Origin of the sequence: Acinetobacter sp. F-1 (assembly GCF_022869025.1) — a bacterium.
Taxonomy (GTDB): domain Bacteria; phylum Pseudomonadota; class Gammaproteobacteria; order Pseudomonadales; family Moraxellaceae; genus Acinetobacter; species Acinetobacter pseudolwoffii.
The window spans coordinates 15,510-36,300 of sequence record NZ_JAJKFX010000013.1; the positions used below are offsets into that span (position 1 = coordinate 15,510).

Here is a 20,791-nt window from a genome sequence, read left to right on the forward strand (position 1 = left end):
ATATTTTAAATGCAACAACAGGAATGAACACATGAAAGTTCAGGTGAAAGTCCTTGACTCGCGTCTCGGTCAGGAATGGCCATTACCGACTTATGCCACCACAGGTTCAGCAGGATTGGACTTGCGTGCCTGCGTCCATGAAACGACAGTGATTGAACCGGGTCAAACCGTTTTAGTGAAAACAGGCTTGGCGATTTATATCGAAGATCCTGCTTTTGCAGGTCTGATCTTGCCACGTTCAGGTTTAGGTCATAAGCACGGGATTGTGCTGGGTAATCTGGTAGGTCTTATCGATTCAGATTATCAGGGTGAATTGATGGTATCGGTCTGGAACCGGAGTCAGACTGCTTTCAGTCTGGAGCCGGGTGAACGTTTGGCGCAATATGTGCTGGTGCCGGTAGTACAAGCTGAATTTGATCTGGTCAGTGAATTTGAAGCCACTGAGCGTGGTGCTGGTGGCTTTGGCCATACCGGTAAAAACTAAAGAGAAGATGACCTGCAAACAATGAATGGATGTAGGTCATTTCTTAAATACAACAAAGTAAATCCTAAACATAATGTGACGCTTAAAATGGAGTTAAAAATAAAAATTTATTTTCTATATAAATAGAGTTATTCAAAATTGAAATTTATATCTTTATTTTAATTTTAGCCGGGGAAATTAAAAATAAATATAATTAAATAAGGACTATTTCATCACAGAAATTTTCTGATTATTCAGTTAACGGTAATATTTTTATAATTGATTGTTACATTGAAATGGTTTAAAAGTAGCGGGTCTTAAAACAAAAACAAATGTTTAAAGTCATGATGATGAAATAAGTCATTTTATATCTCCTTATATTTAGTGAAAAGAATAGTTTTATGGGATCTATGAATCATCTATTCCCCATGCACATTTTTCGAGCCTATGACATACGCGGTAAAGTCAGTGTACTGGGTGCTGGGATTATCGATGCAATTGCTCACGGTTTAGCACAGCAATATCAGGCTGCGGGACAGACACGTGTCGCAATTGGCTATGATGCACGGCTTAGCAGTCCGGCTTTTGCAGAAACCATTCGCCGTATTTTTCAAGCTTATTCGATTGAAGCCACCATTGTCGGTTGTTGTTCCAGTCCGATGCTGTATTTCACCGCGCGGCAATTTGATGGCAATGGCATCATGGTCACGGCCAGTCACAATCCCAAAGAAGATAATGGTATTAAATGGATTATCTCTGGTGAGCCGCCTTGCCCAGAGATGATCCAGCAGGTGGCTCATCTGGCCAAACCACATTATAGCAATCAGCAGCTTTGCCTAGACGAACAGACTCATCAAGTTATTCCAGAATTTTGTCTAAAATATCAGCATGGTATATTAAAAGATATCCAGTTGAAGCGCTCATTTAAAGTGGTTCTGGATGGTCTGAATGGTTCAGCCGGGCGCTGTGCCAATCTGGTGCTTCAAAAAATGGGTTGTGCGGTGATGGCTTTGCGTTGTGATGCCAATGGGCATTTTCCAGACCATGCACCAGATCCTTCGCAAGACAAACATCTGGAGACTTTACGCCAAAGCATCATGCAACAGCAGGCTGATCTGGGCATTGCCTTGGATGGCGATGGCGATCGCGTGGTCTTGATTGATGCACAGGGCCAGATTATCACGGCGGATCAGTTACTGTGCCTGTTTGCCGAAATTTGCTTAAGCGGTTCGCCGTCACGCCAGTTTGTTTATGATGTTAAATGCTCAACCCTGGTGCGAGACACCGTGCAACGTTTGGGCGGTGAGCCGGTGATGATTCGTACCGGAAGCTCATTTCTGAGAACTTATCTGGCACAATCTCAGCAGCAGGCGATTTTTGGTGGAGAATATGCCGGGCATTATGTCTTTAATGATGGCCGTGGCTGGGGCTATGATGATGGACTCTATGCAGCGCTCAGAGTCATGGAATATCTGGATCAAACTGGTCAAAGTCTTGCACAAGCTTTAGCGGCTTATCCGAAACGGCATGGGACCGAAGATCTTTATATTGCAACGCATCATGTGCATCCGGTTGAACTTTTAGACTTTGTTGAACAGCAATCTGAAAGAATTCGTGCGCAAATCAGTAAAATTGATGGGATACGTCTTGATTTTGAGGATGGTTTTGGCATCATTCGAGCATCCAATACAGGTGAGTATTTCACAGTGCGCTTTGATGCCAATGATGCTCAGGGCCTGAATGAAATTCGTCAGCTGTTTGTAGCCATGTTGCGTGACCGTTATCCACAGATCGCTCAAGATATTTTAGATGCTCAATAAGGAGAGGCGAATGCCAAATCAACAAACAGGCATCGACAAAGCACAGATTTTGACAGAAGCTTTGCCGTATATTCAACGCTTTGCGGGTAAAACCCTGGTAGTAAAATACGGCGGTAATGCGATGACCGATCCTGAGCTGGAAAGTTCATTTGCACGTGATATCGTATTATTAAAAACGGTTGGTATTAATCCGATTGTGGTGCATGGTGGGGGGCCACAAGTCGATTCCATGCTGAAACAGTTGGGCCGTGAATCAGACCGTATCGACGGGATGCGCGTGACTGATCCTGCCACGATGGAAGTCGTGGAAATGGTACTTGGCGGTAGTGTCAATAAATCGATTGTGAACCTGATCAACCAGCATGGTGGTCGTGCCATTGGCTTGACTGGTAAAGACGGCAACCTGATTCGTGCGCAAAAACTGCTGATGGAAAAAGTGGCTGAAGATGGTTCGGTTCAGCAAATTGATTTGGGTCTGGTCGGTGAAGTCGTTGGCGTAAAAACCGATGTGCTGGAAATGTTCACCAACAGCGATTTCATTCCCGTGATTGCACCGCTGGGTGTGGATGAAGAAGGCAATACCTATAACATCAATGCAGACTTGGTGGCCGGTAAAGTCGCAGAAGCCCTAGGTGCAGAGAAGCTGATTCTGCTGACCAATATTACAGGTGTTCTGGATGAAAATAAAAACCTGCTGACGGGTTTAAGCACTCAGGAAGTTGACCGTCTGATTGAAACAGGTGTGATCTATGGTGGCATGATTCCTAAAGTCGGCTGTGCACTGGATGCGGTCAAAGGTGGCGTAGTGAGCGCGCATATTGTAGATGGTCGTGTGCCACATGCCAGCTTATTGGAAATTTTTACCGATCATGGCGTTGGTACACTGATTACCAACCGTGCCCATCCACCTCGTCCATAAGTTGTTTTTTTGCGGAAAAGAGCCTCAATTGAGGCTCTTTTTTATCTCTATTTATAACTGATAGCTATTTGAAATGACTCGGGTAGTCATGCACAATAAGCATCTAAGAAAATAGAAAGCTGAAACCAGACCATGTGCCAACTGCTTGGAATGAATTGTGCCACCCCGACGGATATTACCTTTTCATTTCGTGGGTTTTCCCAGCGGGCCGGAATTACCTCGGATCATGCCGACGGTTTTGGGATTGCTTTTTTTGAGGATAAAGCCTGTCGCCTATTTGTCGATAACCAGTCTGCGGTTGAATCTCCGATTGCCGAGCTGGTGCGTAACTATCCGATCAAATCCCGTAATGTGATTGCGCATATCCGTAAAGCCACCCAAGGCAAAATCAATCTGGAAAATTCGCATCCATTTAGCCGCGAACTGTGGGGCCGGCAGTGGATTTTTGCCCATAATGGCGATTTGCATGAGTATTTTCCGGTGCTGAGTGGCCGTTTTACCCCAGTCGGCAATACTGATAGTGAGCGCGCTTTTTGCTATTTGCTCGATCAGCTGGTCAAACGCTTTGGTTATGATGAACCGAGTCTGGATCAGGTCTTTGAACTACTTGCTGAGGTTTCACCTGCGATTGCAGAGCACGGCACTTTTAATTTCTGCCTTTCCAATGGGCAGGCGCTGTTTAGCTATGCCATTACCAAATTGCACTGGCTGGTGCGTGAATACCCATTTAGACCGGCACAGCTGATTGATATTGATGTCGAGGTGGACTTTAGTCAGGTCACTACGCCGAAGGACAGGGTTGCGGTTATTACCACTGAGCCATTGACACAAAATGAGGAATGGACCGCTTTTCAGCCGGGTGAAATGATTCTGTTTAAAGAGGGTGCCAAGTTCCGTTCGCAACTGACTCAGGTAGATCGATTGGAACGGGAACGTCTAGATCCATCCTTAAAACGTGTGACCAAAGCAGATTTATATTAAAAATAGATTTTTTTATTTTAAAGATGGGATTTAATTCCCGTTTTTTAATATCTTTTTTATTTAAATTAAAGAGAAGCCATATTATTGGAAATAGTATATTGATTAAAAAATATCTGATTCTTATACTCGGGTTTAAAATATATTCCTAATAAAAACAGTTAATTGCAAGGTTTCTCTTAAATTAAGCCGAAAGCCGACTAATTTACTTCATTTTTATTCAAATCAATACGTTATATGATGATTTTTATGTGATAAGTCCTTAATATTTATAGGTGGTCGTAATGAAAATGAAATGGGTTCCAGACTATAATACTGGTATCGATGTGATTGACGATCAGCACAAACGAATTCTCGATTATATCAATGAAATTGATGAGATCAATGTAAATACCGACCGTGCCCGTATTAAACAGATCCTCGAAAATATTATCGATTATACCCAGTCGCATTTTACTTTTGAAGAATCTCTTCAGGAAGAAGCGGGTTATAAATACCGAGTTCCACATAAACGTGTACATGACCTGTTTATCAAGAAAATCGAGTCTTATCGTGATCGTTTTGAACTGGGGCAGTCGATTGAATCAGAACTGCATGAAGTATTATCTAAATGGTTAATCAACCATATTCAGCACGATGACGCTGATTATGTCGGCGCAGTGAAAGAAAATATGATGGGCATTATCAAAGAAAAAGAACAGAAAAAAGGTAAAAACTGGTTCGCTCGTTTCTTCTCATAATAAAAGACGTAACGAGATAACAAGAATTACAATTTAATAATAAATTTTGCGCAGCAAATCACTGTCATGGTGGTTTGCTTTTTGTTTTTGATTTTCACCGCTTCACAAGGCAAAATAGCGCTAGATTTTTATAGGAATGCATCATGCAGGACAATGCTATGTCAAAATGGTTATCACCGCTGATGGCTTTCTGTTTATCGTTTATTATCATCGCGACGCTCGCACCGATAACGGGTATACAGATTGATCGTCAGCTGGATTTCTGGATGCTCTGGTTAGCCACTATGCTGATTCTGGCGCTTCCCATCTGCTACTTGGAAATTGCTTTGGCCAAGCGCTCTAAAACAACGGCATTACAGGCACTGTCAACGCTGACCCGTGAAGCAGATGCCTCACAAAAATGGCGTATAGTCGGCTGGCTCAGTGTGATCTTTATTCCTTTTCTGGCCGGTGCCATGCTGAACAATGCCAGCAATGTTCTGGCGCTTGCTGCACTTGATCTTGCACTGAATCTTTTGTTTATAGGTCTGGTAGTTGCTGCTCTGGTCTTGTCACTGCTGCCGCGTCAAATTTTGTTAGTTATTACGGCGATTGGCGTACTGGCATCTCTGATCTTGGCAAATGTGATGGGAACTGCGCTACCTGCATGGCAAGTCACGCCAGTTGAATTCTCGGAATGGGGCAATGCCACCGTATTGGCACTGGTTGCAAGTGGTCTGGGCATGGGCTTGTACTGGCAGTCTAGCCTGAGCACGGTACAACAGCAGGATGTCGCCAGCAAGACGGTCTTGCCGATCTGGATCGCACAATTGCTTGCTGTGATTGCATTTGCCTTCTTTGCTGTACAAGCACAAATCCCTGCATTTACGTTGGTGGCCGCGATTGTAGCGACTGCTGCATTCATCCTGCAGATGGCACGAGAGCAGTTACAGCAACGTCAGCTTCACCCTGCGATTCAATGGGCGATTATGGCTGTCGTCACCCTGATCTGGGCCATTCCAAATGTGGCACCAATGTTCAACGTAGTCTTACTGCTTTGGGGCTTATTGATTTGTTTGATTTACGCGCTCTTTGCGGGCTGGATCATGAAGATCAGCCATTTACGTAAATCAATGAATTTTAGCTCTGAAGGGTTCTATAACCTGTGGCGTATTGCTGTCCGTGTGGTATTGCCTGTTTCGATTATCGTGGCGATGGTCGCTGTTCTAGGACAACTGTTCTGATGAATAATGCACTGATCTGGGTGGCCTACGCGACTCCGGAGCAACAGTTTCATCTGGCTGTGCCATTTCAGCCCGGCATGACAGCATTGGATGCCATCCAGCAAAGTGGCATAGCAGAGCAGGTTACCCTACCTGAACCCTTGTCTTTGGGTATCTTCGGTGTATGCTTGCAAGATCATCAGCAGCCACTGGCAGCAGGTGATCGAGTCGAAATTTACCGAGCACTGACTATCAATCCTAAAGATATCCGACGTAAACGTGCCGAGAAAAATCCGGTGGGTCGTTATGCCAGAGGCAATCTTTTAAGAAAGCTGAAACCATCTTCCGAATAGAAAGCGGCTTGAATGAGCATTAGTTTCAATGATCTGCTCAATCAATCGACTTAATCAAAAAAGCCCCTGATGATTCAGGGGCTTTTTCATGAGAAAGCGACTATAGTGGAGGCGCATTTAAAATTGCTTCTTTTGAACCTGGTAAGCCGGGTTGAGATTCTGGAATGGTTTCCAGACCTTCAACACGTTCCACGATACCAGACTGGTTAAAGTAAATTTTCAAATGCTGGCCTTGGGCTGCCGGGATCTTGGCTTTTTTAGCGTAGGTTCCTGGGGTATAGTTATAGATGTAGTCCCAGCGTAAAGGATTCAGCGGATCGCTTACCGTTGGACTGCCCAGTAAGAAACGCACCTGTTGATGGCTCATTCCCACTTGAATTTTAGCGGCTTGAGCTTGGGTTAAAGGGGTTCCTTGTGGAATATCTACTTTATAAACACCTAATGTCGAACAGCCGACGAGCAAGGAAGTGACGAATAACGTCAACATGATTTTTTGCATTTTGCTAAACTATCCCAAATTAATTATGATGCATTTGATCCAAGGATAGATCATACTGCATCTAAAGTTTGTTGCATATTCCAACTTTGATTTTGTTGAGAGACCTTTTTACATGACTATTTCAAACCAAGATTTACGAAAAGCTGGACTGAAAGTTACCCTTCCACGAATTAAAATATTAGAATTACTAGAAAATTCAAGACAACATCATTTAAGTGCGGAAGATATTTACAAGACTTTACTCGATCAGGGTGAAGATGTAGGTTTAGCAACTGTGTATCGTGTGTTAACACAGTTTGAAGCCGCGGGTATTATTGAGCGTCATAATTTTGAAAACAATCATTCCGTTTTCGAGATCATGCAGGAAGATCACCACGATCACCTGGTTTGTTTGAATTGCAGCAAAGTCGTTGAATTCATCAATGATACGATTGAAAAAGAGCAGCATGATGTTGCTGAAAAATTTGGTTTTGAATTAACCGGTCACTCTCTGAATCTGTATGGCTACTGCGATGCGCCGGCCTGTCAGGAAGTGTTTCGTAAAAAATAATTTGCGCTCCGGTTGAAACAAAAAAAACAGGCTTCGATTGAAGCCTGTTTTTTTTATGTGTTCAATCTGATCAGGACTGGCCATCAAAGGTGATATTGGAATGTGCACGTAATAAATGACTGCCGCCTTCTTCTGCCAGTTTGATTTGCAGACGTAAGTCATTGGGTGAATCCGCATGTTTCAGCGCATCTTTATAGCTGATCTGCTTGGCCTTATACAGGTCATACAGTGCCTGGTCGAAGGTTTGCATGCCCAGTTCACGGGAACGCTTCATCAGGTCCTTGATCTCATGCACATCACCTTTACGGATCAGGTCAGCAATCAGGGGGGAGTTAATCAGAATCTCAATCGCGGCACGACGACCATTGCCATCGATGGTTGGGATCAGTTGCTGTGCCACAATGGCTTTCATGTTCAGTGACAAGTCCATGAACAGCTGGTTATGCCGGTCTGCTTCAAAGAAATGAATGATCCGGTCAATGGCCTGGTTGGCGTTGTTGGCATGCAGGGTCGCAAAGACCAGATGACCAGTTTCGGCAAAGGCAATCGCATAATCCATGGTTTCACGCGAACGAATCTCACCAATCAGAATCACGTCCGGCGCCTGACGTAAGGTGTTTTTCAGGGCAATTTCAAAGGAATCGGTATCAATCCCGACTTCACGCTGGGTGATGATACAGCCTTTATGCTGGTGAATGAATTCAATCGGATCTTCAATGGTAATGATATGACCTTTGGAATTTTCATTGCGATAACCGACCAGCGAGGCCAGCGAAGTTGATTTACCGGTACCGGTTGCCCCGACAAAAATAATGATGCCGCGTTTGGTCATCGCCAGTTCTTTTAGAATCGGCGGTAATTTGAGTTCATCCATGGTCGGAATCACGGTTTCAATCCGACGCAAAACCATACCCGGCTGATCACGCTGCTGAAAGGCACTGACACGGAAGCGGGCACTTTTATCCGGTGTACTGATGGCAAAGTTACATTCACGCGTGTCTGCAAATTCTTTACGCTGCTTGTCGCTCATGATGGAGTGAAGCAGTTGCCCCACTGCCGCGCCGGGTAATTTTATCGAACCAATCGGTAAAATCTGCCCATTAATTTTGATTGAAGGTTCGACATCGGCTGTAATGAACAGATCCGATGCTTTTTTCTCCACCATATAATCGAGTAAGCCGTTAAAATCCATGTATAAAAACCCCAATACAATTAATTTTTCTTATAAGAATGCTTCTGGCTGTTTGGCTGCAGTACGTGCCACTTGCGGGCTGATGAGACCTTTAGATACCAGGGTTTTCAGGGTCTGATCCAGTGTGGTCATGCCATAGTTGGCACCGGTCTGAATCGCAGAATACATTTGTGCGACTTTATTTTCACGAATCAGGTTACGGATTGCAGGAATACCAATCATGATTTCATACGCTGCAACACGTCCGCCGCCATTTTTCTTTAATAGGGCCTGTGAAACCACAGCCTGCAATGATTCCGATAACATGGCACGAACCATATCTTTTTCTTCGGCAGGGAATACGTCAATCACACGGTCAATGGTTTTGGCCGCAGAGGTGGTATGCAGGGTGCCAAACACCAGGTGACCAGTTTCTGCCGCAGTTAAGGCCAGACGGATGGTTTCAAGGTCACGCATCTCACCGACCAGAATAATATCAGGGTCTTCACGCAGTGCCGAACGCAGGGCTTCATTAAAGCCATGCGTATCACGATGCACTTCACGCTGGTTGATCAGGCATTTCTTGGATTGATGCACAAATTCGATTGGATCTTCGACGGTCAGAATATGGTCATAACGGTTGTCGTTAATATAATCCAGCATCGCCGCCAAGGTGGTTGATTTACCCGACCCGGTTGGCCCTGTGACCAGTACCAGACCACGCGGATATTCACAGATGTCTTTAAAAATCTGTCCCATGCCCAGATCTTCAAGGGTCAGAACTTTGGATGGAATGGTACGGAATACTGCACCGGCACCACGGTTCTGGTTAAATGCGTTGACACGGAAACGGGCCACACCGGGTACTTCAAAAGAAAAGTCAGTTTCCAGATTTTCTTCAAAATCACGGCGCTGTTTATCGTTCATGATGTCATAAACAAGTTTATGTACTTCTTTATGTTCTAATGCTGGCAGGTTGATACGACGAACTTCCCCATCGACACGAATCATTGGCGGTAAGCCTGCAGACAAGTGTAAATCCGACGCACCATTTTTAGCAGAAAATGCCAACAATTCTGTGATATCCATAAGGTCCCCGAGTTCATTAAAATGTTAATTATTTTGATAGAATAATAAGGCTTTCCCACAGCTTAACCAACCCTTAGTTTATGGGCAAGGGAAAAAAAGATGAATGAAATGAGAACCCCATCAATGAATATGTTGCAACAGTCACGAAATCAGGTTTTAGCGCAAATTGAAACAGCCTGTGCTCAGGCCGGTCGTGAGCCAGATTCGGTGCAACTGCTGGCCGTTTCCAAGACCCAGCCGAGTGCAGTACTGGCTGATATGTATCAGGCGGGACAACGTGCCTTTGGCGAAAACTATTTGCAGGAAGCGCTAGAGAAAATTACGGCTCTAAAAGACTTGGAAATTGAATGGCATTTTATTGGCCATGTACAGCGTAACAAGACCAAGCATCTGGCAGAAAATTTTGCCTGGGTGCATGGGGTGGATCGTTTGATTATTGCCGAGCGTTTATCCAATCAGCGTAGAGAAGATCAGCTCGCGCTGAATATCTGTCTTCAGGTCAATATTGATGCTCAGGATACGAAAGATGGTTGCCAGCCGGAAGAGGTTGCTGATTTAGTTAGACAAATCAGCCAACTGCCAAATGTGCGCTTACGTGGCCTGATGGTGATTCCAGCGCCGGGCAATCCTCAAGCTTTCATCGAGGCTAAAGCTTTATTTGATAGGGTGAAAGCTCAGCATGCGCATCCTGAAGATTGGGATACCTTGAGTATGGGCATGTCGGCCGATATGCAGGCTGCAATTGCTGCCGGTTCCAGCATGGTGCGTGTCGGCACGGCATTATTTGGTGCACGTCCTCAAAAGGATTAACAGGCGTCGTCGGGTTATTTTGAAAAAGTATGATTAAGCGTTATTCGATAACGCTTTTTTTCTTTGTGGCTCCAGCCATTTTGCCATCAGCCAGGCAAAGACAATCAGGCTGCCCATACTGCCGAGCAAGGCTAAAACAGCGCCGCCCAGACCATAAGCCAAGGTTGCCGGAACACAGCCCAGAATAAACAGCAGCAAAGGGAAATGGGTTACATACAAGGTATAGGAAAAATCAGCGGATTGTACCCAGACCGGATTGTAGTGACTGCGCTGCTGCTGGAGTTGTACCAGCCAGCAGCTAAATGCCAGACCGATACAGAAATTAAAGGGAGTAAAATTTGCAGCGCGATATTGTCGGGCTTGATCGACGATATGAAACTGGTAAGCATCAATGCAGGCGATTAGAAATGCCAAGCCAAATAACCCCAGTTTAAGCACTTGTAACCGGTTTAGAAAATGTCGCTGGATATGACGAAATGAACAGGCAAAGGCCATCAGCCAGACCAGAAAATAAATAAAAAACTGAATATTCAGGATGGATAAAACGATTAAAACACTAAAAAAGCCGATTTTGGCTATTTCTGAATCTTTGAAAAAAGGCAGAAATCCGGCCAAGACATAGAACCAGACTTCATAACTCAGGCTCCAGAGCGGGGCATTGGCTGAAATTGTAGGCGTGATGAAGCCATTCAAAAACAGCAGAGCGCCAATAAAATCACCTGAATCGAGACCATAGTCAGTCCGGATCATCATGCCAAAACTGTTTTGAAAGGCATGGCTTTGAGTGGCAAAGAGTAGTGGTGCCAACAGATACAACAACAGGCTCAGAGCCATGGCAAACAGAAAGGGTGGCAAAATCCTGCGATAACGCTGTTGGGTATAACGGCGCAGATTGAACTGACCATGCTGATGAATATTGTGCTGGATCGAATAGCCAATCAGATAACCACTCAGAACAAAGAAAATCATGACCGCGGCCTGACCAAGCAGGCGCACCCATGAATACAGGCTGAGGTCAAAAGGGGCGATAAAGGCCTGAAAGCAATGCGTGAACAGTACAACAATGGCACTGATGCCCCGTAGGCTCTCGAGCTGTAAGCTGAAATAGGGCGAGAGCCTGTCTGGGGCAGGGTGCATCATTGTCAACCTATAATCTGAATGGTACTGGCGCCAGCACCGACTGGCTTGACCTGAATCTGTACTGGAATCCGTTCATGCATTTCCTGCACATGCGAGATTAAGACCACTTTACGACCCTGACTTTGTAAATGATCCAGTGCATTCATCACCATATGTAATGAGGCTGGATCTAAAGTACCAAAGCCTTCATCAATAAATAGCGATTCCAGTTTCATCGAACCGGAAGCCATATTAGCAATCGCCAGTGCCAAGGCCAGAGAAACCAGAAAGGTTTCTCCGCCAGATAAAGACAAGACCGGACGTACTTCGCTGTTCATGTCCAGATCAATAATCGCCAGACTCAGGCTGTCTGGAATACGGTGCAACTGATAGCGCGGTGCCAGCGGTTGCAGTTGTTGGTTGGCGTATTCCACCAAGATATCCAGATGATGTTCCTGAGCAATTTTCTGGAACTTGGTACCTTCCTTATGTCCGATTAAATCGTAGATACGGCCCCAGCGATATTCTTCGGCTTTGACCTGTTCAATCTGTTGCTGATATTTGGCATAGGTATTTTGATTATTGGCATTCATACGCAGTTTGGTATCAATCTCATTGAAGCTGTTTTGTTGCTCGGTTTTTTCCTGTGCCAAACTATTTAAATGTGCTTCCACTTCCTCAAAAGCAAGTTCAGGCTGTTGCTGGAGATGCTTCTGGTATTGATCTTCCAGCGTTTGCCAGGCAATTTTGGCATTTTCCAGTGCTTGATGTTGTGCCTGTAATTGCTGTCGGATTTGCTGATGTTCACTCAGACCAATGGTCAGACATTGTTGGATCAGTTCCGCATTAAAATGTCGATGCAGATTTTGCCATGTACGGATGGCCTGATCAGATTGTGCCTGCTGTTGAGTTAGCTGTTGCATTTGGGTCAGCAAAGCCTGTTGTTTAAGTAAAGCCTGATGCAAAGCTTGCTCATGCTGTTCATATACCTGGCGTTGTGCTTGAAGCTGGCTATCAAGCGCTTTTAACTGGGTATCCAGTTGCAGTCGCCATTCTGCTGCCAGCTTATAGGTCTGACCGGCATGTTGTTCGGTCAGCTGATTGAGTTGCTGACGTAAGTCTTTGCCTTGTTCAAGCAAATAATGGGTCTCGGCCTGTATTTGCGTATGCCGCTGCTCATGTAGCTGAAGTTGCTGTTGAGCCTGATTCAGTTGCTGCTTGAAACCTTGTAGCTCCTGTTCCGCAGTTTTGACTTGATTGACAAGATGTAATCGCTGCTGCAAATGTTGTTGCAGCTGGGTACAGGCAGCAGGCGCATTCTTGTGCCAAGCGAGCTGCTGTGCTTCGGGCAGTACTGTAAGAACTGGCTCAATCAGTTGATCCAGTTGCAGCATTTTTTGCAGACTCAGTTGCAAGCTGTCGAGTTGCTGTTGCTGTTGTCGCCAGTTTTGCCAAGTCTGTTGCAGGATTTTGAACTGTTCGTTTGCCTGAGTGTGTTGCTGTTGCCACTGGCCAAGCTGTGTTTGCAGGGGATGGAGCAACTGGGCTGAATGATCAGGATTGGCTGGCTCAAGTCCTAACTCTTTTAAGTTTTGTTGTAATGTCTGGTGCTGTTCATTCAGTATCCGTTCAATGTGGATTAAACGCTGTTGTTTTTGCTCAAGGAGCATCTTGATTTTGGATTGTTGAATCTGGGTTGCTTTTAAATCATCTTTAAGCTGATTCAGTTGTTGTTGTGCCTGTTGCAGCTGTTGATCTTGCAGCTGGTTTAGCGCTGTGTCTAATAATGCTTGATGTTGGACAAACGGATGCTGTTGGCTGCCACAGACCATACAGGCTTCATCAGGTTTGAGCTGCGCGCGCAGTTCCTGCACGCTTTGGGTTTGCAGTAGGCGCTGTTGCTGCAGCATATTTTGTAGTTGTTCAAATTCCTGTTCGGTGTTGCTGACTGTTTGCTGCAGTTGAATTTCCGTATGTTCAAGCTGGGTTAATTCTGTCTGTGCATACGCTACGTCTTGTTTGAGTTGCTGTTGTTCGGCTTCCTGTTCCGCTAGACGTGCCACGTGCTGGATCAAGCCTTCCAGTTTAAGCAGCCGGGTCGAGCTCTGTTGCTGTACAGTCTGCTGCTGCTGAAGCTGTTGTTCCAATTGGGCTTGATTGCCAAATTGTTGCTGCAAACTTTCGATTTGTTGAGCCAGCTGCTGCCGGGAATGTTCCAGTTCAGTACGCGATTGAGAGAGTACTGCCGGCGCCTGTTGCTGCATCTGTTGATACAGCTTTTGATAGTCTTGCAGTCGTTGCAGTGTACTTTGTGGTTCCAGATCAAACACGGCAAGATCAGCCTGCTGTTCAAGTTGCGTCAGGCGTTGCTGTTGCTGCTCGGCAGCAGATGCGAGTTGCTGTTTCGATGATTCAATCTGTTGTTGCAAGGGTTGGATATACTGCTGTGCATAGTCCAATAAATCTGCTGATTTTTTCTTATAGTCATTGCCGACCAGATGCATCTCATGATCCAGTTTTAGACCTTGTTCCAGATGCGGCTGCATGGCATGCATATGTTGAACATGGGCTTGTTGCTGTTGCTGGATCTGAGCAAGTTGCGCAAATTCAGCATCACGTTGCTGTTGCACCTGTTGTAGCTGCTGTTCGAATGATTGTTGTTGTATCGCAAGCTGTTTTTGCTGCGTGAGCATTTGATTCTGCTGGATAAACTGTTCTCGAATGCCCTGAAACTCATCCAAATGAACCAGCAACTGCTTTTGTGCGGTCAGCTTCTGATCGGCATCCAGCTGTACATCGTAAATTTCTTTTTTGGCCTGAATTTCAGTATATAAAGCATGTTTCTGCCGATACCATTTCAGGTCATTTTCTAGTAATTTTTCACTCTGGTTAAAATGCTCAAGTATCTGGTTGAAGGCAGTATGTTGCTGTTGAAGCTGAGTAATATCGTCTTCGGATAATAATTCCAGATGACCGAGCCAGTTTTCCAGTTCATGGCGCTTTTGTCGAACCTGACTATGCTTTTCCGCTGCTTTTTTACTGACCTCACTGAAAATCTGCGAATTGGTCAGATATTCCAGCAAGTCTGCACGTTCATGATCTTTGGCTTTTAAAAATGCGCCAACTTCCGACTGCGCCAGCAGTACCGCGCGGGTAAACTGTTCAAAGCTCAGGCCCAGCAGTTTTTCAATTAAGGGGGTAACTTCAGATATTTTTTGCGTTAGCGTCGTATCATCATCGATGCACTTGATAAAACGATCTACTTTTAGATTGCCATCGACTTTCTGACGTGCCCGGCGAATCTCCCAGCGTGCTGTATAGCGTTTGCTATCCAGGGCAATAAACTCCAGCTCGGCAAAACCATGCACGCAGCCACGGCGTAGAATATTCTTGGAGTCTTTAATCGAAACATCCTGACCACCGGCATCTTTCAGGCTGCCGGTCGCACCTTTTAGACGTGGAATTTCGTTATAGAGCGCCAGACACATGGCATCGAGCAGGGTCGATTTACCGGCTCCGGTTTTTCCAGTGATTGCAATCAGGCCGGCATGTGTTAAAGGGCTGGATTCAAAATCAATATGATGGGTGCCAGTGAGGGAGGCCAGGTTGTTGAGACTCAAACGTAAAATTTTCATGGCCGATCCTAGGCTTGTTGTTTCTGAGCAAGTTCGTGCTGGGCTTCAACCAGAAGTTGCTGAAAATCCTGTTGTACAGAATGATCATGTTCATAGCCCATTTTTTTCCAGATATTCAAAAACAGCGATTCCGGCGTCGGTGGTGCCAGATCAATTTTCGAATCTCCTTGCGTATGTTCGGCCTGTTGCTGATAAATCCGGCTGATGCGCAGCAAGCGGTAACGGTTGGCGGGTAAAGCCAGTTCAATTTGCTGGCGTAAATCGACTGGTGGCGGGGCATCGGTGGTGTATTCTATTTCCAGAAAATGTCGTGCCGACAGTTGTTCGATTTCTCCGGCAGGCAAGGCCTGAAGTTTAGCAATTAAATCTTCCAGTTCTTCCCGAATCCGGCACAGCTCGACGGTGCGTGGCACTTTTAAAACATCGTATTGAAAGCGCTGTTCGTTGCTTTGCTCAGGATCAATCCTGACCTCGACCACCTGATGTTGATAGTTGATTTCACTAAATGACAGCGGAATCGGTGAGCCACTATAACGGATATGTGGCTGACCAACTTTTTGTGGTTTATGCAGATGACCGAGTGCCACATAATCAATCACTTCATCAAACAGCGCCGTCGAGAGCGCTTCTTCATTACCGACAATAATTGGCCGTTCCGAGTCGGAAGTTTCGCCACCTTGCATATGTGCATGCGACATTAGAATCAGGGCTTGATGTGGCTGTTTACGGGCCTTGGCTTCGGCAATCAGTTGTTGATGCAGATAGCTAATCGCATTCTGGCTATTGCTGGTATGCTCATTCAGCCCGGTAATTTCGGCACTGCGTAAATAGGGCAGGGTCAGACACCAGGCGATGATATTTTTATCCTGATCATAAATCGGAATCAGCAAGCGATCCAGATTCAGGGTGTTTTCTGCGGTTCGGCCTACAATTCCCACAGCTTTGGCATTGAATTTAGACAGAAAAGGTTCAACCTGCTCAATCCGGTAACCGGAATCATGATTACCGGCAATCATCAAAGTCTGCATATGCGGCGCCAGATCATGTGCATCGGCCAGAAACTGATACAGTTGCTTTTGCGCACTTGAGGCTGGATTGATCACATCAAAAATATCACCGGCAATCAACAAAGCATGCGGCTGTTTTGTTTTAATTTGATCGAGCAACCAAGTCAAAAACTGGGCATGTTCAAATTCACGGTCATGGTTATGGAAAAATTGCCCCAGATGCCAATCGGAAGTGTGAAGAAAATGAACTGCCATGTAGATGAACCCTGAAATGTCTGCCTTGCTACTATAGGAAAAAGCTGAGGGGAAAATCTACTTAAAAAAGATATTTCAGCGAATTGTTGCTGATGTCAGGCTGAATTTATTTTAATCAGTAGGTGAAATAGCAGGATGGTGGTGTCTAAATCACCCAGTCTTGAACAGTCATGCAATTCATCAGGCTGAAAAATCGGAATTTTAAAAAATAAAAACCGACGATTCGAGTGATGTGAAATCGTCGGTCAAATTTGTGTTACATGAAGATTTTGGCTGCTATTCAAAATTTCCCTGTACACTGGACTTATTGCTTTAGCTCTAAGGTCAGCAAAAATTCGTGGATGCCAGTCCAAATTTTTGTACCTTGTACCCTATATAACGTCACCTTCTGGCCGATGGTTGACAATAAAATGAAAAAAAACCTGTTTTTTTTTATACTAGCTTGATGAATGTCACTGAGTGATTCTTATGTTGCCTTTAACCCGTTATTTTATCTGGTTTTTTATTATCTGCTTTATTTTTACCTGCATTTGCGGGGTGCTGGCAGCCCTGATGCCAACGGGGATGGGCGCCGTACTGACGATTGTTCCTTATCTGGTGGCCATGATCTGGATCTTATTTAAGTTTTTAAAACAGCAAAAACGTGCCCCAACGCAGTCGGAACGTAAAAAATTCACCTTGGGGTTTAGCCTGATTTATTGGGGCTATAACCTGCTATTTCTGTTACTTGGTATTCTCATTGCCACGCGCTCTAATCCAAATGCCTGGCAGGACTTTTTGCTATATCTACAGCAGCCACAATTTATAAGTATTGTGCTGATCATGTTCTTGCTGATCGCGATTCCGTTGTATCTATTGACTTACTGGTTCTATGGCAAGCAGGCACAGCGTATGGCAGATCAAATGTTTGGCAATTCGCCGCAGGCCTGATAGGTAGGTGGCTTTATGACGATTGATCTTGATAGATTGATCGCATCAGGCAGGATACAAATTCACCACGACAAAGAGGGCATTGATTGAAAAACCCCAGAATAAGTTGCGTATAATTTAAATAGAAAAAATAACAGGGCTAAGAATGACTTATGGATAAACCTGTAGTGCTGGTGACCGGAGCGAGTGGTTTTATTGGCAGTCATCTGGTGCGTTTTTTATTAGAACGTGATTATCGGGTGATTGGGCTGACCCGCCGCAAGAATCAATCTGAACCTCATCCAGATTTTCACTGGATTAACCAGCTGGATGAATTAAAACAGCCTCAGATTGATTATGTGATTAATCTGGCTGGCGAAAGCATCGGTCAGGGACGCTGGACAGCAGCGCGTAAAAAGAAATTGCTGGATAGCCGTTTAGACACCACCAAACAGTTATTTGACTATTTAGAAAAATACCAGATCAAACCGAAACGGATTATTTCGACCTCGGCCGTTGGTTATTATGGTATTGACCCGAGCGAGCGTTGGGAGCAGGTCTGTACGGAACAAAGCCCGCCACAAGATATTTTTATGTCTGAGCTCTGTGCGAAGTGGGAACAACTGGCTTTGTCCTATAGCAGTCAGGACACCAAAATTGTTCGCTTTGCTGTGGTCTTCGGCAAAGGTGGTGGAATTCTGCCGCAGATGTTATTGCCGATTAAACTGAATCTGTTCGGGCGGATTGGTCATGGGCGTCAGCCAGTCACTTGGGTGCATTTAGAAGATGTATTGCGTGCGATTGAATTCTTGATGCTTGAAACGACGACTGGGCAGATTTTTAATGTGGTTGCTCCGGAAAAAGTCAGTCAGGCACAGTTTGCCCGGACTGCTGCACAGCTACTGAAACGCAAACCTTTACTGCCACTGCCAGCATGCAGCCTGAAAATGATGCTGGGAGAACAATCGCAACTGGTTTTAAACGGTCAGTATGTACAGCCTCAAGCTTTACAGGATGCGGGATTTCAGTTTGATTATCCAACCTTGAAAGAAGCGCTGCATAATATCCTAAAGCACTAAGCGACCTGGCTCCAATAGATGGGCCGGAGCATAGGGCTGTGGATCTACAATGGTCGGCGTTTGTTCAAGCATCAATTGAGCAAGTAGCTTGCCTGAGGCTGGGGCCATGCATAAGCCATTGCGGAAATGGCCAAAATTGGCCCAGGCATTTTGTAATTCGGGGATTTTGCCAATATAGGGAATACCATCGGGTGAGCTGGGTCTTAATCCGGCCCATTGCTTGACCAGCGGAAAATCCGCCAGTTCCGGTACCATCCCCAGACAAGCCTGTAGAATATCTTGCCGGATTTCAGCAGAAGGCGAGGTGTCAAAACCGACTTGACGCATACTGGAGCCACATACAACATGTCCGTCGCGCCGTGGAATCAGATACATGACCTTGTTCATGCACATGCTCGGTAGCCAGTTTTCTGGGGTTTTAAACAGCAGCATTTGTCCTTGCACCGGTTGCACCGGAATTTCACAGCCAAGCTGTTCTGACCAGCCTGCAGACCATGCGCCTGTGGCGATTACAAACTGATCTGCCTGAAAATGTTGACCACTTGCACTAGACACACTCGTTACCCAGCCTTGCTGAATATTGAGCTGAGTGATTTTACAATGTTCTTGCCAGGTGACATGCGGATGCTGTTTTAAATAGCTGATGACCGACTGTAATAGCCTAGGGTTGCGGATATTGGCCAGTTCGGGAAAGTAAATCGCCTGTTGGAACTTGCGCTGATCAATTCGGGGATTGATTTGTTGTAGCTGAGTCTGATCAAGCAATTCGGCCTGTTGCTGAGGGTCCTGATATTTTTCCGCATAGCGCAAGCCAAGCTCAAAATCATCTTCATCAAAAATCAGCATACCACTTTCATGAATCTGGAAATCGATACCGGTCACTGGCTGCAGTTTTTGATTCCAGTCCTGATAGAGCGGTTTGGCATGCCGGGCCAACGTATTGACTGCAGCGGGGTAGCGCCAGGGATACATCGGAGAAAGAATCCCGCCTCCGGCCCAGGACGCAGCCTTCCCGGCAACTTGCTGATCAAAAATCGTGACAGAACATCCCTGTTCAAGCAGTTCCAGCGCCGACATCAACCCGGTGATGCCAGCGCCGATAATGGCGATATGCATTGCGCCGAAATCCTTTTACTTCATGTCTTTCAGTTTAAGCGCAGCTTCTTCGGCAAAGTAAGTCCAGATGCCATCGGCACCGGCGCGGCGGCAGCTCATCAGCGATTCAATAATCACGCTGTCAGATAACCAGCCATTTTGAATGGCAGCGGCCAGCATCGCATATTCACCACTGACCTGATAGACAAAGGTTGGTACGCCAAAAGTGTCTTTGACTTCGCGGACGATATCAAGATAAGGCATGCCCGGTTTGACAATCACCATGTCTGCGCCTTCCTGAATATCCAGCGCAATTTCATGCAGTGCTTCGGCACGGTTACCGACATCCATCTGGTAATTGTATTTATTGCCGCCTTTTAAATTGCTGGCAGAACCGACTGCATCACGGAATGGGCCATAGAAGCTGGATGCATATTTGGCTGAATAAGCCATGATTGAGGTATAAATATGCCCATTTTGTTCAAAGGCCTGACGAATTGCACCGATCCGGCCATCCATCATGTCACTTGGGGCAAATACATCTGCGCCTGCTTCGGCATGGCTGAGACCCTGTTTAATCAGACATTCGACCGTTTCATCATTTAAGACATAACCGGTCTCATCAATAATGCCATCCTGACCATGCGTGGTATATGGGTCGAGTGCACCATCAGTAATCAGCACCATTTCTGGCAGTTCCTTTTTTAATAAACGCAAAGTGCGTTGGACCAGACCATCTTCGCGCCAAGCCGCTTCGGCGGTCAGGCTTTTATCTTCTTGTGGTGTGACTGGAAACAGTGCCAGTTTATTGACGCCCAGTTCCAGCAGACGCTCTGATTTTTTTAACAGCAAGTCTGCTGACAGGCGTTGGATATTCGGCATACTGGGAATATCTTGGCTCTGGTTTTGTCCCGGCAGTACAAATACTGGATAAATCAGGTGATCTGCACTGAGATGCGTTTCACGTACCATAGAACGTAAATGCTCATTTTTACGAATACGACGCATGCGAGTTGCAGGAAACGCGGGACGATTGAACGTATAGGTCATAAAAATCTCAGCAATCAGTATTAAACTAGGCACCTATTGTAGCCCTAA

19 protein-coding genes are annotated in these 20,791 nt (G+C 45.4%); 11 read left to right on the top strand and 8 right to left on the bottom strand.

What is annotated here, in order from left to right; translation table 11 throughout:
* The first annotated feature begins 31 nt into the window (after positions 1–31).
* From dut to LOZ91_RS11790, 7 genes are all read left to right on the top strand, one after another.
* Positions 32–484 carry a dUTP diphosphatase gene (gene dut, locus LOZ91_RS11760; RefSeq protein ID WP_005172331.1) on the top strand — a complete coding sequence of 151 codons (453 nt, stop codon included), beginning with the start codon at positions 32–34 and terminating at the stop codon, positions 482–484.
* A gap of 380 nt (positions 485–864) precedes the next feature.
* A complete protein-coding gene (locus LOZ91_RS11765) occupies positions 865–2,283 on the top strand; it encodes a phosphomannomutase/phosphoglucomutase (protein ID WP_244783246.1) in 1,419 nt (472 codons plus the stop codon).
* Between the two features lie 10 nt (positions 2,284–2,293).
* On the top strand, positions 2,294–3,202 hold the full coding sequence (gene argB / locus LOZ91_RS11770) for an acetylglutamate kinase (protein ID WP_005096046.1): 909 nt from the start codon (positions 2,294–2,296) through the stop codon (positions 3,200–3,202).
* Positions 3,203–3,334: 132 nt separating this feature from the next.
* The gene (locus tag LOZ91_RS11775) at positions 3,335–4,183 is read left to right on the top strand and encodes a class II glutamine amidotransferase (protein ID WP_225553028.1); all 849 of its coding nucleotides are present in this window, start codon (positions 3,335–3,337) and stop codon (positions 4,181–4,183) included.
* 281 nt (positions 4,184–4,464) lie between these two features.
* Positions 4,465–4,920, top strand: coding sequence for a bacteriohemerythrin (locus LOZ91_RS11780; RefSeq protein ID WP_005096048.1), 456 nt, complete (start codon positions 4,465–4,467; stop codon positions 4,918–4,920).
* Between the two features lie 143 nt (positions 4,921–5,063).
* Complete coding sequence (locus LOZ91_RS11785) at positions 5,064–6,143, top strand: hypothetical protein (protein ID WP_244783247.1); 1,080 nt, start codon at positions 5,064–5,066, stop codon at positions 6,141–6,143.
* Positions 6,143–6,475 (top strand): RnfH family protein, encoded by a 333-nt coding sequence (locus LOZ91_RS11790; protein WP_244783248.1) that lies wholly within the window; start codon positions 6,143–6,145, stop codon positions 6,473–6,475. The genes LOZ91_RS11785 and LOZ91_RS11790 overlap by 1 nt, the downstream gene beginning before the upstream one ends.
* Before the next feature lie 100 nt (positions 6,476–6,575).
* Here the strand turns inward: LOZ91_RS11790 and bamE are convergent, their stop codons facing one another.
* Entirely contained in the window at positions 6,576–6,974 is a 399-nt protein-coding gene (gene bamE, locus LOZ91_RS11795; RefSeq protein WP_004279275.1) for an outer membrane protein assembly factor BamE, read from the bottom strand.
* Between the two features lie 112 nt (positions 6,975–7,086).
* Between bamE and fur the strand changes: the two genes are divergently transcribed.
* A complete protein-coding gene (gene fur, locus LOZ91_RS11800; RefSeq protein ID WP_005096051.1) occupies positions 7,087–7,524 on the top strand; it encodes a ferric iron uptake transcriptional regulator in 438 nt (145 codons plus the stop codon).
* A 70-nt stretch (positions 7,525–7,594) separates the two neighbouring features.
* On the opposite strand, the gene LOZ91_RS11805 is transcribed toward fur, so the two are convergent.
* On the bottom strand, positions 7,595–8,716 hold the full coding sequence (locus LOZ91_RS11805; protein WP_005096052.1) for a PilT/PilU family type 4a pilus ATPase: 1,122 nt from the start codon (positions 8,714–8,716) through the stop codon (positions 7,595–7,597).
* Positions 8,717–8,746: 30 nt separating this feature from the next.
* Positions 8,747–9,784, bottom strand: coding sequence for a type IV pilus twitching motility protein PilT (locus LOZ91_RS11810; protein ID WP_244783249.1), 1,038 nt, complete (start codon positions 9,782–9,784; stop codon positions 8,747–8,749).
* A gap of 123 nt (positions 9,785–9,907) precedes the next feature.
* Here LOZ91_RS11810 and LOZ91_RS11815 point away from each other — a divergent pair, with 123 nt between their 5' ends.
* On the top strand, positions 9,908–10,594 hold the full coding sequence (locus LOZ91_RS11815; RefSeq protein ID WP_074384176.1) for a YggS family pyridoxal phosphate-dependent enzyme: 687 nt from the start codon (positions 9,908–9,910) through the stop codon (positions 10,592–10,594).
* Between the two features lie 33 nt (positions 10,595–10,627).
* On the opposite strand, the gene LOZ91_RS11820 is transcribed toward LOZ91_RS11815, so the two are convergent.
* Genes LOZ91_RS11820 through LOZ91_RS11830 form a run of 3 tightly spaced genes read right to left on the bottom strand, consistent with a single transcriptional unit; the run spans position 10,628 to position 16,610 of the window.
* On the bottom strand, positions 10,628–11,731 hold the full coding sequence (locus LOZ91_RS11820) for an acyltransferase family protein (protein ID WP_244783270.1): 1,104 nt from the start codon (positions 11,729–11,731) through the stop codon (positions 10,628–10,630).
* A gap of 5 nt (positions 11,732–11,736) precedes the next feature.
* Positions 11,737–15,348: an SbcC/MukB-like Walker B domain-containing protein gene (locus tag LOZ91_RS11825; RefSeq protein ID WP_244783250.1), complete on the bottom strand. Its 3,612-nt coding sequence runs from the start codon at positions 15,346–15,348 to the stop codon at positions 11,737–11,739.
* Between the two features lie 8 nt (positions 15,349–15,356).
* Positions 15,357–16,610 (bottom strand): exonuclease SbcCD subunit D C-terminal domain-containing protein, encoded by a 1,254-nt coding sequence (locus tag LOZ91_RS11830; protein WP_244783251.1) that lies wholly within the window; start codon positions 16,608–16,610, stop codon positions 15,357–15,359.
* 468 nt (positions 16,611–17,078) lie between these two features.
* Between LOZ91_RS11830 and LOZ91_RS11835 the strand changes: the two genes are divergently transcribed.
* Together LOZ91_RS11835 and LOZ91_RS11840 are read left to right on the top strand one after the other, a co-directional pair.
* Entirely contained in the window at positions 17,079–17,540 is a 462-nt protein-coding gene (locus tag LOZ91_RS11835; RefSeq protein ID WP_100357320.1) for an ABZJ_00895 family protein, read from the top strand.
* Between the two features lie 152 nt (positions 17,541–17,692).
* On the top strand, positions 17,693–18,598 hold the full coding sequence (locus LOZ91_RS11840; RefSeq protein ID WP_100357319.1) for a TIGR01777 family oxidoreductase: 906 nt from the start codon (positions 17,693–17,695) through the stop codon (positions 18,596–18,598).
* Here LOZ91_RS11840 and thiO read toward each other — a convergent pair.
* Together thiO and hemB are read right to left on the bottom strand one after the other, a co-directional pair.
* Positions 18,587–19,714, bottom strand: coding sequence for a glycine oxidase ThiO (gene thiO, locus LOZ91_RS11845; protein WP_244783252.1), 1,128 nt, complete (start codon positions 19,712–19,714; stop codon positions 18,587–18,589). The genes LOZ91_RS11840 and thiO overlap by 12 nt on opposite strands.
* Before the next feature lie 15 nt (positions 19,715–19,729).
* Complete coding sequence (gene hemB / locus LOZ91_RS11850; protein WP_005172298.1) at positions 19,730–20,743, bottom strand: porphobilinogen synthase; 1,014 nt, start codon at positions 20,741–20,743, stop codon at positions 19,730–19,732.
* Between the last annotated feature and the right edge of the window lie 48 nt (positions 20,744–20,791).

What these genes read in the sequence shown, in the direction of transcription:
- LOZ91_RS11840 (WP_100357319.1), top strand. Translation starts at nt 17,693, where the DNA reads ATGGATAAACCTGTAGTGCTGGTGACCGGAGCGAGTGGTTTTATTGGC.
- LOZ91_RS11780 (WP_005096048.1), top strand. Translation starts at nt 4,465, where the DNA reads ATGAAAATGAAATGGGTTCCAGACTATAATACTGGTATCGATGTGATT.
- LOZ91_RS11810 (WP_244783249.1), bottom strand. Translation starts at nt 9,784, where the DNA reads ATGGATATCACAGAATTGTTGGCATTTTCTGCTAAAAATGGTGCGTCG.
- LOZ91_RS11835 (WP_100357320.1), top strand. Translation starts at nt 17,079, where the DNA reads ATGTTGCCTTTAACCCGTTATTTTATCTGGTTTTTTATTATCTGCTTT.
- fur (WP_005096051.1), top strand. Translation starts at nt 7,087, where the DNA reads ATGACTATTTCAAACCAAGATTTACGAAAAGCTGGACTGAAAGTTACC.
- LOZ91_RS11815 (WP_074384176.1), top strand. Translation starts at nt 9,908, where the DNA reads ATGAATATGTTGCAACAGTCACGAAATCAGGTTTTAGCGCAAATTGAA.
- bamE (WP_004279275.1), bottom strand. Translation starts at nt 6,974, where the DNA reads ATGCAAAAAATCATGTTGACGTTATTCGTCACTTCCTTGCTCGTCGGC.
- LOZ91_RS11830 (WP_244783251.1), bottom strand. Translation starts at nt 16,610, where the DNA reads ATGGCAGTTCATTTTCTTCACACTTCCGATTGGCATCTGGGGCAATTT.
- dut (WP_005172331.1), top strand. Translation starts at nt 32, where the DNA reads ATGAAAGTTCAGGTGAAAGTCCTTGACTCGCGTCTCGGTCAGGAATGG.
- hemB (WP_005172298.1), bottom strand. Translation starts at nt 20,743, where the DNA reads ATGACCTATACGTTCAATCGTCCCGCGTTTCCTGCAACTCGCATGCGT.
- LOZ91_RS11775 (WP_225553028.1), top strand. Translation starts at nt 3,335, where the DNA reads ATGTGCCAACTGCTTGGAATGAATTGTGCCACCCCGACGGATATTACC.
- argB (WP_005096046.1), top strand. Translation starts at nt 2,294, where the DNA reads ATGCCAAATCAACAAACAGGCATCGACAAAGCACAGATTTTGACAGAA.
- LOZ91_RS11765 (WP_244783246.1), top strand. Translation starts at nt 865, where the DNA reads ATGGGATCTATGAATCATCTATTCCCCATGCACATTTTTCGAGCCTAT.
- LOZ91_RS11825 (WP_244783250.1), bottom strand. Translation starts at nt 15,348, where the DNA reads ATGAAAATTTTACGTTTGAGTCTCAACAACCTGGCCTCCCTCACTGGC.
- LOZ91_RS11805 (WP_005096052.1), bottom strand. Translation starts at nt 8,716, where the DNA reads ATGGATTTTAACGGCTTACTCGATTATATGGTGGAGAAAAAAGCATCG.
- LOZ91_RS11785 (WP_244783247.1), top strand. Translation starts at nt 5,064, where the DNA reads ATGCAGGACAATGCTATGTCAAAATGGTTATCACCGCTGATGGCTTTC.
- LOZ91_RS11820 (WP_244783270.1), bottom strand. Translation starts at nt 11,731, where the DNA reads ATGCACCCTGCCCCAGACAGGCTCTCGCCCTATTTCAGCTTACAGCTC.
- thiO (WP_244783252.1), bottom strand. Translation starts at nt 19,714, where the DNA reads ATGCATATCGCCATTATCGGCGCTGGCATCACCGGGTTGATGTCGGCG.
- LOZ91_RS11790 (WP_244783248.1), top strand. Translation starts at nt 6,143, where the DNA reads ATGAATAATGCACTGATCTGGGTGGCCTACGCGACTCCGGAGCAACAG.